This is a genomic window from Gardnerella sialicivorans subsp. sialicivorans, assembly GCF_056746795.1.
The window spans coordinates 1-13,735 of sequence record NZ_JBWPXA010000004.1 but is presented as its reverse complement, the minus strand read 5'-3'; the positions used below and the strand labels follow the sequence as shown (position 1 = coordinate 13,735).

Genomic DNA, 13,735 nt, shown 5'->3' with positions numbered 1-13,735 from the left:
TAAAAAGGAATTACAGTGGTAGACGAAATAAATGCCGCTAATAATAGCGAAGAGCCAGATCAGTTATCTGACGGTTCAATGGAGCCACAAAGCCCGCAAGAAGCAGATAATACGGATTATGGCTTAATGAAGGGTGCTCGCGTAAAGCATATGGATTTGCAACAAGAGATGCGTGAATCCTATCTTGCTTATGCACTTTCTGTTATTGTTGAGCGCGCTTTGCCAGATGTTCGAGATGGCTTAAAGCCAGTGCATCGTCGCGTTATTTATGCAATGTACGATGGCGGATATAGGCCAGATCGCGGATATAACAAGTGCTCTCGTGTTGTTGGCGATGTTATGGGTAAGTATCACCCTCATGGTGATTCTGCTATTTACGACACTTTGGTTCGTATGGCTCAATCCTGGTCAATGAGATACTTGCTTGTTGATGGTCAAGGAAACTTTGGCTCCCCAGGTGATGATCCTGCAGCAGCAATGCGTTATACAGAATGCCGTATGGCGCCTCTTGCTATGGAAATGGTTCGAGATATTGACAAAGATACTGTTGATTTCTTGCCAAACTACGATGGAAAAACTCAAGAGCCAACAGTTTTGCCATCTCGTTTCCCAAATCTTTTAGTTAATGGTTCTGCAGGTATTGCCGTTGGTATGGCAACTAATATTCCACCTCACAATATGCGTGAGGTTGCTGACGGCGTACATTGGGCTTTAGACCACCCAGATGCCAGTAATTCCGAGCTTCTAGAAGCTTTAATTCAGCGAATTAAAGGACCTGATTTTCCTACTGGAGCAACAATCTTAGGTCACAAGGGAATTGAGCAAGCGTACCGCACTGGTCGCGGCTTAATTACAATGCGCGCCGTTGTTAATACCGAGGAAATTAAGGGACGTATGTGCTTGGTTGTTACTGAGCTTCCATACCAAGTTAATCCTGATCGTTTAGCTGCTTCTATTAGAGAAGCTGTGCGAGACGGTAAGATTCAAGGCATTGCAGATATGCGCGATGAAACGTCTGGTCGTACTGGTCAGCGTTTGGTTCTTGTTCTTAAGCGAGATGCTGTTCCAAAAGTTGTTTTGAACAACTTGTATAAGCATTCGCAATTGCAGCAAACTTTCGGCGCTAACATGCTTGCGCTTGTTGATGGTGTTCCTAGAACTTTGAGCTTGGATGCGTTTATTCGTCATTGGGTAAGTCATCAGCTTGAAGTTATTGATAGGCGTACACGCTACTTAAAGCGCGAGGCAGAAGAGCGAGATCATATTTTGCAAGGCTACTTAAAAGCTTTGGATATGATTGACGAAGTTGTTGCATTAATCAGATCTTCTAAAGATGTTGAAACAGCTCGCACTGGTTTGATGAATTTGCTTGATGTTGATGAAGTTCAAGCAGATGCTATTCTTGCAATGCAACTTCGTAGGCTCGCAGCTTTGGAACGTCAAAAGATTCTCGACGAGCATGAAGAATTAATGCGCAAGATTGAAGATTATAACGATATTCTTGCAAGCCCAGAGCGTCAACGCAAGATTGTTGGCGATGAGCTTGACGAAATCGTAGCAAAGTATGGCGATGAGCGTAGAACTAAGATTCTTCCATTCTCGGGAGAAATGAACGTTGAAGATCTTATTGCCGAAGAAAACGTTGTTGTAACAGTTACTCGCGCAGGATATATTAAGCGCACAAAAGCAGACGAGTATCGTGCTCAGCATCGTGGAGGCAAAGGTATTAAGGGAGCAAAGCTTCGTGAAGATGATGTTGTAGATCACTTCTTCTTAACATCTACTCATAATTGGCTTTTGTTCTTTACTAATCGCGGACGCGTTTACCGCATTAAAGCATATGAGCTTCCAGAAGGATCAAGAGATTCTAAGGGTCAACATGTTGCAAATCTTCTTCAATTTACTCCTGGAGAAACAATTCAAGCAGTATTGTCAATTCAAAATTATGATGTAGCAAAGTATTTGGTATTGGCAACTCGTTCTGGAAAAGTTAAGAAAACTGCTTTGCAAGAATATGATTCTCCACGTCAAGGTGGCTTGATTGCTGTTCGACTAATGGCAAACGAAGAAACTGGTGAGCCAACAGACGAGCTGATTGGTGCAGCATTATGTAATCCAGAAGACGACATTATTCTTGTTTCTAAGCTTGGTATGAGCCTTAAGTTTAGAGCAGATGATGAGCAACTTCGACCAATGGGTCGCCAAACTGCAGGCGTTCAAGGCATGAGATTCCGTGAAGGCGACGAATTACTCGATATGGATGTTGTATCTGTAGATACAAGCAAAGATCTTCTTGTTGTTACAAACGAAGGATTTGCTAAGCGTACAGCTATTGAAGAGTATCGTTTGCAAGGAAGAAACGGCTACGGTGTTAAAGCTGTACAGCTTACAGAAGGCCGCGGTTCTTTGGTTGGTGCCTTGATTGTTGAAGAAACAGATCAAGTAATGGCAATTATGAAGTCTGGTAAAGTGATTCGTTCCGATGTTAACGAAGTTAAGCGCACAGGTAGAACCACTCAAGGTGTGACTTTAGCAAAGCCAGATAAGGGTGACGAAATCATCTCGATTGCTCGAAACGAGGAAAGAGATGATGATGAAACTCAAAATGAAGAATCATCAGAAAAAACTATTGGAAGGAACTTAGATGAGTGAAGATTTTGAAGTATCCAATAGCAAAGTTAGTGGAGAATCTAATACTAGTTCTCCAAGAACAGTAAGTGCAACGGCTACGTCTTCTTCTAATGGATATAGTGTTAGAAAATCTACTCAACCAAGAGCTAGAAGGATGAGTCTTTCCCTAGTTAGAGTAGATGCTTGGAGCGTTGCAAAAGTAACATTTTTGCTAAGTGTTGCTGGCGGAATAATACAAGTTATTGCAGCTGGATTAGTGTGGCTATTTCTAAATATGGTTGGTGTTTTTGATCAAGTAACACAGATTGTTTCATCAACAGGCTTAGATAGCAATGGTTTTAATCTTGCAGACGTGTTTTCTTTGCCAACTGTTTTAAGTGCTGTAATAATTTTTTCTGTTGTAGAAATAGTTATTGCAACATTATTATCTGCAATTGGATCTTTGCTTTATAACGTTGTTGGATCATTAGTTGGTGGAATTCACTTAACTCTTGGTGATGATTAAAGCAAAAAGCATATATAATCAATAATTTAATTTCATAAAATTAATCCCCACTAAACTTTAAGTAGATTAGTGGGGATTAGTTTTTATAAAAATTATTTATAAAAATCATTAAACAAACTATTTTTTATAAGATAGATCTCGAATATCTTCCAAAATTTTAATCATCTTTTCTTCGCGATCTTTGCGTTTTTCTTCATCACTCTTTTCTTTTTCAAATTGTAAGAAAGGAAGACCAATCTCCCTTAACTTATTAATAGGAAGAACAATGCAAAAATAAACAGCTGCAGCAACAATAAGGAAGTTTAAGATTGATCCAAGAACGGCACCAAATGATATTGTTGCACCATTTATTGTTATTGTTAAAACACCATCAAGATCCGGCTTTCCACAAATCATTGCTATAAGCGGATTAATAATGTTTTTAACAATCGAAGTAACAACGGAAGTTACGGCGCTGCCCATAACAACACCAACCGCCATGTCGATTACACTACCTCGTGCAATAAATTTTTTGAAACCATTAAACATAGAAAATCCCTTCTGCTATTTAATATTTGATGTCTATTTTTATGCCTATATTATTTTAATTTTCTTAATATTTTGTTGTAAATAAAACTATTACTTTTAGATAGATTGAGAATAGACAAAACAAGTATTGGATACATTATTGCAGAAGTTAAAACATCACTAGGGAAGTGCGCTGCAACAACAAGTCTAGAAATTGCAACAATAGCAACAATAATAATGCTAACGATTAATCCAAGCCTTAAGAAAGACTTATTTGCAATATAAATAATCATAAGAGCCATTGAACAAATAGCTACTGCTGCTGCAGTGTGACCACTTGGAAAACTTGGATCTGGTGGAACTTTAATTTTTACACCAATAAATGGTCTAGGCCTATGAACTATGAATTTAACAGCAAAAATATAAATCATTGGCAAAAGGCAAGTCGCAAGCTGTATTAGAGTTATGCGCCAATCTCGTTTTATAAAATAAGAAATAACAGCCAAAATAAAAAGTATAACAATGCATGATTTTGTAGAAAAAACTATTGCAAGTAGTTTAGAAAGAGCCATTATAAAAGACGGAGAATAGTTGTGGAAAAAGGCAACTATATGTGATTCAAAAGATCTTTCTGCATTATTAACAAGCAAAAGTTTTCCAATTAACGGCACTAAAATCAAAAGAAGTATAACAATAGAACACTTCTTATTATTAGTTATATAGAACTTTATTTTTTCTAAAAATTCGTAAAGCTTATTTTTTTGATTCATAGTTAAAGATTACACTTAGAAATATATAATAAAGTTGTAGTATGTATTTGTAATATTAAATGGGTTTATAAGTTTTATTTGTTTATTTTGCATAATTTTGTAAAAATGTAGTATATAAATAAGTATGTAAATAAATTTAGCAAACGCATGTTTGGTATTTAGATGTGATTTGTACACCGTACGAGGTGACGAGTAGTATGAGGAAAAGGTAGAAAGGGTTTACAATGAGCGTGCTTGACAGACTTGAGAAGAGCGTTGAAGGTGCAATGAATGGAGTCTTCGCAAAATTCGGGTCTAAAGACTTGCAACCTGTTGATCTTTCTAGTGCATTAGAGCGAGAAATTGATAACCAGTCTATGCCAATTGATCGCGATCGTACGGTTGCACCAAATGAGTATCACTTTAAGCTTAGTACTCCAGACTTTGATCAGCTTGGTAGTGAAGCTTTAGCAAATGAGCTTGCGGATAATCTTACACAGTATGCAAAAAGTCAGCATTATGCTTTTGTTGGCCCAGTTGCAGTTATTTTTGAAGAAGATACCGATCTTACAAAAGGTAATTTCAATTTAACTTCTGATTCTGTTCCAGGAAACGCTGTTCCTGTAACAACGCAAGAGCAGTCAGAAAATCATCCAATGCTGGAGATTAACGGGAATAGGTATTTGCTAACAAAAGATCGCACAATATTAGGCAGAGGTTCTGGTTGCGATATTGTTATTGACGATCCTGGAATTTCTCGTAGGCATCTTGGAATAGACGTTACACCAGACGGTGTTATTGCTAGGGATCTTGGTTCCACTAATGGTACTTATGTTGAAGGTCATCAAACTCCAGCAGCAACATTATTAGATGGAAACACTATTACTATTGGGCGCACCCGTATTCTTTACTGGGCTTCGGATCAAGATCAGGAGTAGTAGACGAATACGTAAAGAGATACGAGTACACGCATGATATTAACCGAGTTGACTTTTGCTATACTTAAGTACAGTTTTTTAGTACTTTTGTGGGTATTCGTATGGTTTGCTGTTCGATCTTTACGCAAAGATATTGAGATTTTTAGTCCTAAAAAGTCTAAAGCTTGGAAGAATAAGTCTCATCGTAGGTCAAATCCTTCTAATGATGAATCTTTAAGAAGTAACAATATTGCTTCTGCTAATTTAGAGAAGAATAATCAAGCTGAGATGCCAACTTTGCTTGTTATTATTGATGGTCCTTTAGCTGGTTCGTCGTTCCCATTGGAACCTTCTGGCGTAACTCTTGGAAGATCTGCAAACAATACGGTTGTTCTAAATGACGAATTTGTTTCTTCTCATCACGCGCGCGTGTATTTTAATCAATCTGTAAATTCTTGGGTTCTTGAAGATTTAGGTAGCACTAACGGAACTATGATAGGTCATAGTAGAGTTAATGAACCTGTTGTTTTGCCTCCGCGCAAGCCTGTGCGAATCGGAGCAACAATGTTTGAATTGAGGTGAGTAAATGGCGCAATTCGATTCAAACATTGAAGATAAAACAAGTAGTCAAAAGCAGCAAGATCAAGTTGATTCTGTAAGTAATGGCGTTGCAAGTGTTGCAAACGTTGTAAGTAGTGACGCTATAAATAATAATCCAGTAAATAATTCTGCAAAAAGTGAAGAACAAAACTTAAATAAGGCATACTTTATAGATAAAGCGTTGTTTATGTATTCAACAGCTGTTAGCGATGTTGGTACTGTTCGAAGCAATAATCAAGATTCGGCATTTGCTGGAGAAAGATTGGCTGCTATTTGCGACGGTATGGGTGGGCATGCTGGAGGAGATACGGCTTCTACAATCGCAATTAGGTCTTTAGCGCACATTGAGCAAGATTCAAGGCCAAATGATGTAAAAGCTGTTTCTTCAATGATGGAAACCTCGATTATGGCTGCTCACGACGCAATTGTTGGCAAAGCCAAAAGAGAGCGCAGACTTGCTGGAATGGGAACAACAGTAACAGCCGTATCTCTTGTAAATGGTTACTGGGTTCTTGCACATTTGGGTGATTCTAGAGCGTACTTGTTGCGAGATAATCATCTTACAAGAATGACTTGCGACCATAGTTACGTTCAACATTTAATAGACACGGGTCACATTACTACAGAAGAAGCAAGAAATCATCCGCAGCGAAATGTTGTTATGCGTGTTTTAGGTGATTTTGATATTGATCCAAGGCCAGATATTGCTATTAGGCAGGCTCACCCTTCTGATCGCTGGCTTTTATGCTCGGATGGTGTGTGTGGAGTATTAGAAGATTCCACAATTCAAGAAGTTATGAGCACTGTATCTAATCAAGAAGAGTGTGCTCAAAAACTTGTTTATATGGCACTTAAAGCAGGAAGCACAGATAATGCGACTGCTGTTATAGCAGATGCAACTTTGGCACTAGACGCAGATGCTTTTGACTTACCTCACCAAACTCCATTAATTGGCGGTGCCGCAAGCAAAGATTTAGAGTCTATAGCAGATATTGTTAATAAAGCTGTTTCTTCTACACCACCATTGCGTGAAGGTAAAGATTCTCCTGCTCAAAGAGCTGCTGCTCTTATGCAAACAGACGCAAAATCGGCGGAAAAAGATGAGAAAATTGTAGAAACTACTCGACTTGTACAGCCTTCTCATTTAAGAAACGAAGAGGAATTAAGGTCTACAGATACAAACGAGATTCCTATTGTAAAAAAGAAGAACGGTAGAATATCAACAGATCCTAGGGATCCAGATGTTCAGCGCGCTGTTAAAAGAGAACAGGCAGAAGCACATAAAGCAAATAGGATTAGAATAAGATGGATGAGAATAGGTGTTGCTTTTGCAACGCTTGTTGTGTGTGCGATTGTTGCTTGTGGAGCTTATCTTGTTTATTCTTGGACGCAAAAGCAATACTACATTGGTAAAGGAAATGGCAAAGTAGTTATTTACCAAGGTGTTCCTACTAACATATTTGGATTAGAGCTTTCACATCAGATTGAAGAAACAAATATTAGAGTTAAGAATCTAGATAAGTCTTGGCAAGATCAGCTTGATGAAGGTATTAGCTTTAGCAGTCTTAAAGAAGCAAGAGGCCATGCAAGGCTAATCGGAAGAGAAATGCGTGCTAGAGAAAGCGAGAAGCGCGGCAATAAGCCAAAAAGTATTATTTCTAATTCAGATAATAAAGACGGAAACAATAGTGGAGTCGTAGATTCAAGCAATGATTCAGGAGGTAAAACCTCGTGAACATGTTTAGTATGCGTATTAAGCAAATATCTTTGCTACTGTTTTCTGTAATTATATCTGCAGTGGCATTTTTGCAAATGTTTCTAAGGATTAATGGATTCGTTCCAGCAAACTATGTTGGTATGCTTGCTTTAACAACAGCGTTGTACCTTGTTTTGTGGGGCGTTTTGATTGTAAAAAAGCCTTATTCTAGCCAGGTAATACTCCCTTGTATTCTTCTTCTTACAGCTATTGGCACTGTTATGATTGCAAGAATAGATAAACAGCACAACACTAATGTTGCTATGAAACAGCTTGTTTGGGTTTGTGTTGCTCTTGTATTATCCATAATTTTTGTGATGGTTCTAGAAGATTATAGGATTCTTAGAAGATTCTCGTACGTTAGCATGGTGATTGGTCTTGTTCTACTTTTATCTCCAATGCTTCCAATAGTCGGTAAGGAAATTGGCGGAGCGAGAATTTGGATTGGCTTTGGAAACCACACTATTCAGCCAGGAGAATTTGCAAAACTATTCTTAGCTTTCTTCTTTGCAGCATACTTGTTTGACCATAGAGACAGACTTGCGGTTGGTGGAACAAAGATTTTTGGAATTCATCTTCCACGATTCAAAGATATGGGTCCTATTGCGCTAGTTTGGGCTGCTTCTATGTGTGTGCTTGTTGTGCAACACGATTTAGGAACATCATTAATGTTCTTTGCAATGTTTGTTTCTATGCTTTACGTTGCAACTGGAAGAAAAGGCTGGCTTGCAATAGGCTTTATAGCATTTATAATTGGATGCCTAGTTGCTGTTAAACTTTTTGCACACGTTCAATACAGAGTTGACGCTTGGCTTAACCCATACGACCCAGTTATTTACAACAGATTCCCAGGCGGGTCTGCTCAAATTGTTACTGGATTATTCGGCCTTGCTGCGGGAGGTGTAACTGGAACGGGATTAGGACAAGGTCATCCTTCTTTAACGCCACTTGCTAACTCCGATTTTATTTACGCTTCGGTTGGGGAAGAATTAGGATTGACTGGACTGTTTATAGTCTTAATGCTTTACATGATTATTATTGCGTCTGGCATGATTACAGCTATGAAGATTAAAGACGGTTTTGGAAAGCTTCTTGCATCTGGTCTTGTTTTTACAATGGCATTCCAAGTATTTACTGTTGTTGGCGGAATCACGCTTGTTATTCCACTTACTGGTTTAACAATGCCTTATATGGCAGCTGGCGGGTCTTCTCTAGTTGCTAACTATTTGCTTGCATCTATTTTGATTGTTATATCTAATGCAGCTAATAAGCCAGAGGCTGCTGTAACGTCTGATACTTTCCAATACGAAGCTTTAGCTGCTCTTAGGGAAAGAGAGCTTAAGCAAAGAGAAAATAAGTCCTCTAATCTTAAAGAAGATGGGGGTGAATCTTATGAATAAATGCTTGAAGCAGCTTTTTAGCGCAGTAATCGTGTTGTTTGTTGTTTTATGTATTTCTAGCACGTACATAACGTCTATAAAAGCAAACGAATTAAATTCTGATCCTAGAAACAGGCGTGCACTATATCACGAATTTGGCGCTCCAAGAGGAGCCATTCTTGCGTCCGATGGAACTGTTTTAGCAAAGTCAGATCCATCTAAAGATGCATTTGTGTATCAAAGGTCATATTTTAATGGCTCTGTTTATGCTCCAATAACGGGTTATTATTCAATAAGTCAAAGAGCAGATAGAGGCATAGAGGCTTCTAGAAATCAGCTTTTAAGTGGAGAATCCGACGCGTTATTCCTTCAAAAGTTTAAGTCGCTATTTACAGGAGCAGAAAACAGAGGTGCTTCTATAGAAACATCTATTAACACTAAGCTTCAAACTCTTGCATACAATTTGTTAAAAGACAAGAATGGTGCTTTAGTTGCAATAGAGCCAAAAACTGGAAGAATACTAGCAATGGTTAGTACGCCTAGCTACGATCCTTCTTCTCTTGCATCTCACAATGTTGCTTTAGCAAACAGAGCATATAAGGATCTTATATCTAACATATATAATCCAATGCTAAATCGTTCAATATCTGAACTTTATGCTCCTGGTTCTACTTTCAAAACGGTTGTTGCGGCAACTGCGCTAGAAAGTGGAAAATATGATTTAAATACTTCGATTCCAGCTGGATCTTCGTATACTCTTCCAGGAACGCAAACGCATCTTACGAATGTTGTTCCAAGCGCTAGTGGATCGAATGGTCAAATATCGTTTGAAGATGCTCTAGCTTATTCTTCAAATACTGCATTTGCGCAACTAGGAGTTTCTTTAGGAGCAGATGCTATTGTTAAGCAAGCTAAAAAGTTTGGATTATTTAGCTCATTTACTTTAGACGGATCTGATTCAACAGGATTCCCAATGAGGGTTGTTGCGTCTTTGCTTAATCAAAAGCCTACGCAAGATAAGCTTGCTCTTCAGTCAATTGGTCAGGGAGATGCTAGGGTTACCCCTCTTCAAAATGCTATGATTGCAGCTGCTATTGCAAATAATGGAACACTTATGAAGCCAACGCTTGTTGATTGCGTAAGGTCTAGTGACTTGTCTGTTATTTCTCAAACAACGCCTACTGTTATGAGTCAAGCTTTAAGCGCACAAAGTGCTGCAAAACTCAATGCTATGATGCAAAGTGTAGTTGTAAAAAGTAATCAAAATCTTTCTTTGCCAAATGTTGCTGTTGCAGCAAAATCTGGAACAGCACAAATTGGGTTTAGAAATCAGGCTATTAATGGGTGGGTTATTGGATTTGCTCCTGCACAAGACCCTAAAATAGCTGTAGCAGTTGTTATTCACAATGCTAGTACGTATGGAACGCTTACAGCAGGGCCAATTATGAGACAGGTGATGAAGGAGGCGCTTAAGCAATGAAACTTGTTGAAGGACAGTTAGTTCATCATCGATACAGACTAGATAGAAGACTTGCACAAGGAGGCATGGGGGAAGTCTGGAAGGGCTTTGATATACAGCTTGGCAGGATTGTTGCCGTTAAAGCGCTTAGAACCGATACAAGCAATGTTGAAGCTAAATTGCGTAGACTTAGAGCAGAAGCTCATAATTCAGCAAATCTTGCTCATCCAAATATTGCAGCTTTATTTGACTACTACGAGCATGATGGTATTGGCTTTTTGATTATGGAGTATGTTCCTAGTAAGTCTTTAGCAGACTTATATCATAAAGAAAAAACTGTTGAGCCAACGCGATTGCTGCCTATACTTATTCAAACTGCAAGAGGTCTTTTTGTTGCACATTCCCACGGTGTTATTCATAGAGACGTTAAGCCAGCAAATATTATGGTTTCCGAAACGGGAAGCGTAAAGATAACAGATTTTGGTGTTTCGTACTCTAGCGACCAAGAACAGATTACTCAAGATGGAATGGTTGTTGGAACAGCTCAATATATTTCCCCAGAGCAAGCTCAAGGAGAGCAGGCAACTGCACAATCCGATATTTATTCTCTTGGAGTTGTTGCATACGAAGGACTTTGTGGGCATAGGCCATTTACTGGAACTACTCCTGTAGATATTGCAGCCGCACACGTTAATGACCCTGTTCCACCTCTTCCAGATAGTGTTGACCTTCAATTAAGACAGTTTGTAATGTCAATGCTTTCTAAGAATCCAAAAGATAGACCTAAAGACGCTCTTGTTGTTTCAAAAGTACTTGCAAAAATTGAAAGAAGACTTTTGGATCAGCAAACAGCGTTTAACAATAAAAAAACAATAGATTCTTCCAACGGTCAGCGCATTAAACGCAGCGTTAGAAGTGTTCCAAAAACACAAGTTAATATTATTAACATTTTGAATAATAACGACCGCAAGGAGCAGCAATGAGTAACACAATGCCTACCTCATTAGCGAATGGACGGTACCAATTAGGTGAATTGATTGGCCGCGGTGGAATGGCCGAAGTGCGAGTCGCAGAAGATAAGCGCTTGGGTCGTACCGTTGCTGTTAAAATCATGCGTTCTGATTTGGCAAATGACGAGATCTTTTTGTCTCGTTTCCGCCGAGAAGCACATTCGATTGCGCAAATGAATAACCCAAACATAGTGAATATCTATGATTCTGGAGAAGAGTCTGTTGTAGACGACAATGGTGTAGAAGAGCATTTGCCGTATCTTGTTATGGAATACGTTAAAGGAAAAACGCTTCGCGATATTCTTAAGATGAATGGTGCTTTAAGTCAAAGAGATTCCGAACAAGTTATGCTTGGAGTTTTGAACGCCTTGGAGTATTCGCATAGAATGGGCGTGATTCACCGAGATATTAAGCCTGGAAACATTATGATTTCCGAGCAGGGCATTGTTAAGGTTATGGATTTTGGAATCGCAAGAGCGTTAGACGATTCTGCAACAACAATGACACAATCGCAAGGTGTTGTTGGAACTGCGCAATATTTGTCTCCAGAGCAGGCGCGTGGAGAACAGGTGGATATGAGGTCCGACTTGTATTCTGCAGGATGCGTCTTATACGAGATGCTAACTGGAAGGCCGCCTTTTACTGGCGATTCTGCAGTTGCAATCGCGTATCAGCATGTTTCAGAAGTTGCAACTCCTCTAAGCACGCTTGTTCCAGGTCTTCCTTCAATGTGGGATAAGATTTGCGCAAAAGCAATGGCAAAAGATAGGCAGAATAGGTATGCAACGGCTGCTGAATTTAAGAACGACATATTAGCGTTTATGAACGGCGGTGTTCCTGTTGCAGCAGCTTTTAATCCGCTAACCGATTTAGCTAATATGCGCGCAAGAAAGCAGGCGGAGCAGAATGCGGCAACTCAAGCTATGGGAGCGGCAGACACTGCATCTACTCAAAGTTTTGGAGCGATTACAGGCCAGTTTGATGCGTATCAAAATACGGGCTACAACACAAGAGCAGCTCAGCGCGCTGCAAATCAGGCAAAAAGAAGCAAGCGCATTGTTATTGCTTCTGTTGTGTCTGCGATTGTTTGCGCAATCGTTGTTGGTGGAATCCTATTTATGCTAAATCGCAATAAGCTAGCTGGAGATATTGTTGTTCCAACATTTAGCGAAACTACAACTCAAGATGCTGCTAAAGAAAAACTTCGCGCGCTTGGTCTTATTCCAGATATTTTGGAAGACGATAAGTCTACTAAGCCAGAAGGTGCTTTTACCAAGCAATCTCCTAAAGGTGGAGAAAAGGTTGCGTCTGGATCTAGAGTTAGCGTTTGGTTCTCTATTGGTCCTCAATCAACAAAGGTTCCAGATGTTACTGGAAAGTCGCAAGAAGCAGCTAGAAAAGCTCTTGAACGTGCAGGATTTAAGATTTCTAACGTTAGAGTGGAAGATAGTACAGACGTTAAAAAGAATCATGTTACTAGAACTGACCCAGTTGCAGATTCGTTTGCAGATAAAGGTTCAATGGTAACTTTGTACATTTCTTCTGGCTTAACTAAGGTTCCAGATGGAATGGTTGGACAATCTAAAGACGTTGTTACTGGCGAATTGCAAAATCTTGGATTTACGGTTAATACCGTAGAAGAAGAATCCGATACCGTTGCAGAAGGCACAGTGACCAAAATGAATCCGTCTTCTGGAGCTGCCGTAAAGCCTCATAGTGCTATAACTGTGTATGTTTCTAAAGGAAAGCCTAAGGTAGAAGTTCCTCATATTGCTCTTGGAACATCAACATTAAAGCAAGCTAAACAAATACTAGAAGCAAAGGGCTTTAAGGTTGTTGCTGATGGCTCCGCTACGGATGACGATATTGTTGATAGTATGTCGGAAAAGGAAGGGTCTAAGATAGATAAAGGCTCTACCATAACGCTTACTGTAAAAACTCCTCAGCCTCCTGTAGACACCACTACAAAGCCTGGAAGAGCTTCAACACCTGACTCATCTTCTACAACAACAAGCGATAGTGATAAATAACAAGAAGCCGCCTAGCTTGCCGTTGTTTTAACGGTGCTAGGCGGCATTTGTATTTAACTTGTAAGCTATTTAACTTGTAAGCTACTAAGATTAATAGGCTTGTGTTTTAATAAGCTGTTTTAATAAGCTGTTTTAATAAGCTGTTTTAATAAGCTGTTTTAATAAGCTGTTTTAATAAGCTGTTTTAATAAG

At 39.2% G+C, this 13,735-nt stretch carries 11 protein-coding genes; 9 read left to right on the top strand and 2 right to left on the bottom strand.

Translation table 11 applies throughout. The features are described from left to right. Positions 1–15: 15 nt before the first annotated feature. Both gyrA and AC1EKB_RS03455 read left to right on the top strand, forming a co-directional pair. Positions 16–2,652 carry a DNA gyrase subunit A gene (gyrA, locus tag AC1EKB_RS03460; RefSeq protein WP_415694770.1) on the top strand — a complete coding sequence of 879 codons (2,637 nt, stop codon included), beginning with the start codon at positions 16–18 and terminating at the stop codon, positions 2,650–2,652. Then, positions 2,645–3,136, top strand: coding sequence for a DUF3566 domain-containing protein (locus AC1EKB_RS03455; RefSeq protein WP_415694771.1), 492 nt, complete (start codon positions 2,645–2,647; stop codon positions 3,134–3,136). Before gyrA ends, AC1EKB_RS03455 begins: the two co-directional genes overlap by 8 nt. Positions 3,137–3,253: 117 nt before the next feature. Here AC1EKB_RS03455 and mscL read toward each other — a convergent pair whose 3' ends face one another. Both mscL and AC1EKB_RS03445 read right to left on the bottom strand, forming a co-directional pair. Next, a complete protein-coding gene (gene mscL, locus AC1EKB_RS03450) occupies positions 3,254–3,664 on the bottom strand; it encodes a large conductance mechanosensitive channel protein MscL (protein WP_415694772.1) in 411 nt (136 codons plus the stop codon). Positions 3,665–3,714: 50 nt separating this feature from the next. Beyond that, positions 3,715–4,413: a phosphatase PAP2 family protein gene (locus AC1EKB_RS03445; protein ID WP_481248861.1), complete on the bottom strand. Its 699-nt coding sequence runs from the start codon at positions 4,411–4,413 to the stop codon at positions 3,715–3,717. 224 nt (positions 4,414–4,637) lie between these two features. On the opposite strand from AC1EKB_RS03445, the gene AC1EKB_RS03440 reads away from it, so the two are divergent. From AC1EKB_RS03440 to pknB, 7 genes are read left to right on the top strand one after another with little or no spacing between them, the layout of a single operon-like run. After that, positions 4,638–5,330: an FhaA domain-containing protein gene (locus AC1EKB_RS03440; RefSeq protein WP_004131193.1), complete on the top strand. Its 693-nt coding sequence runs from the start codon at positions 4,638–4,640 to the stop codon at positions 5,328–5,330. 33 nt (positions 5,331–5,363) lie between these two features. Then, complete coding sequence (locus tag AC1EKB_RS03435) at positions 5,364–5,891, top strand: FHA domain-containing protein FhaB/FipA (protein ID WP_481248860.1); 528 nt, start codon at positions 5,364–5,366, stop codon at positions 5,889–5,891. 4 nt (positions 5,892–5,895) lie between these two features. After that, entirely contained in the window at positions 5,896–7,644 is a 1,749-nt protein-coding gene (locus AC1EKB_RS03430; protein ID WP_481248859.1) for a PP2C family protein-serine/threonine phosphatase, read from the top strand. Then, positions 7,641–9,065, top strand: coding sequence for an FtsW/RodA/SpoVE family cell cycle protein (locus AC1EKB_RS03425; RefSeq protein WP_481248858.1), 1,425 nt, complete (start codon positions 7,641–7,643; stop codon positions 9,063–9,065). Before AC1EKB_RS03430 ends, AC1EKB_RS03425 begins: the two co-directional genes overlap by 4 nt. Continuing rightward, positions 9,058–10,524, top strand: a complete 1,467-nt coding sequence (locus tag AC1EKB_RS03420; protein ID WP_481248857.1) for a peptidoglycan D,D-transpeptidase FtsI family protein — start codon at positions 9,058–9,060, stop codon at positions 10,522–10,524. Before AC1EKB_RS03425 ends, AC1EKB_RS03420 begins: the two co-directional genes overlap by 8 nt. Further along, positions 10,521–11,486, top strand: a complete 966-nt coding sequence (locus AC1EKB_RS03415) for a serine/threonine-protein kinase (RefSeq protein WP_101889472.1) — start codon at positions 10,521–10,523, stop codon at positions 11,484–11,486. The genes AC1EKB_RS03420 and AC1EKB_RS03415 overlap by 4 nt, the downstream gene beginning before the upstream one ends. Further along, positions 11,483–13,543, top strand: coding sequence for a Stk1 family PASTA domain-containing Ser/Thr kinase (gene pknB, locus AC1EKB_RS03410; protein ID WP_415694779.1), 2,061 nt, complete (start codon positions 11,483–11,485; stop codon positions 13,541–13,543). The genes AC1EKB_RS03415 and pknB overlap by 4 nt, the downstream gene beginning before the upstream one ends. Positions 13,544–13,735: the final 192 nt, after the last annotated feature.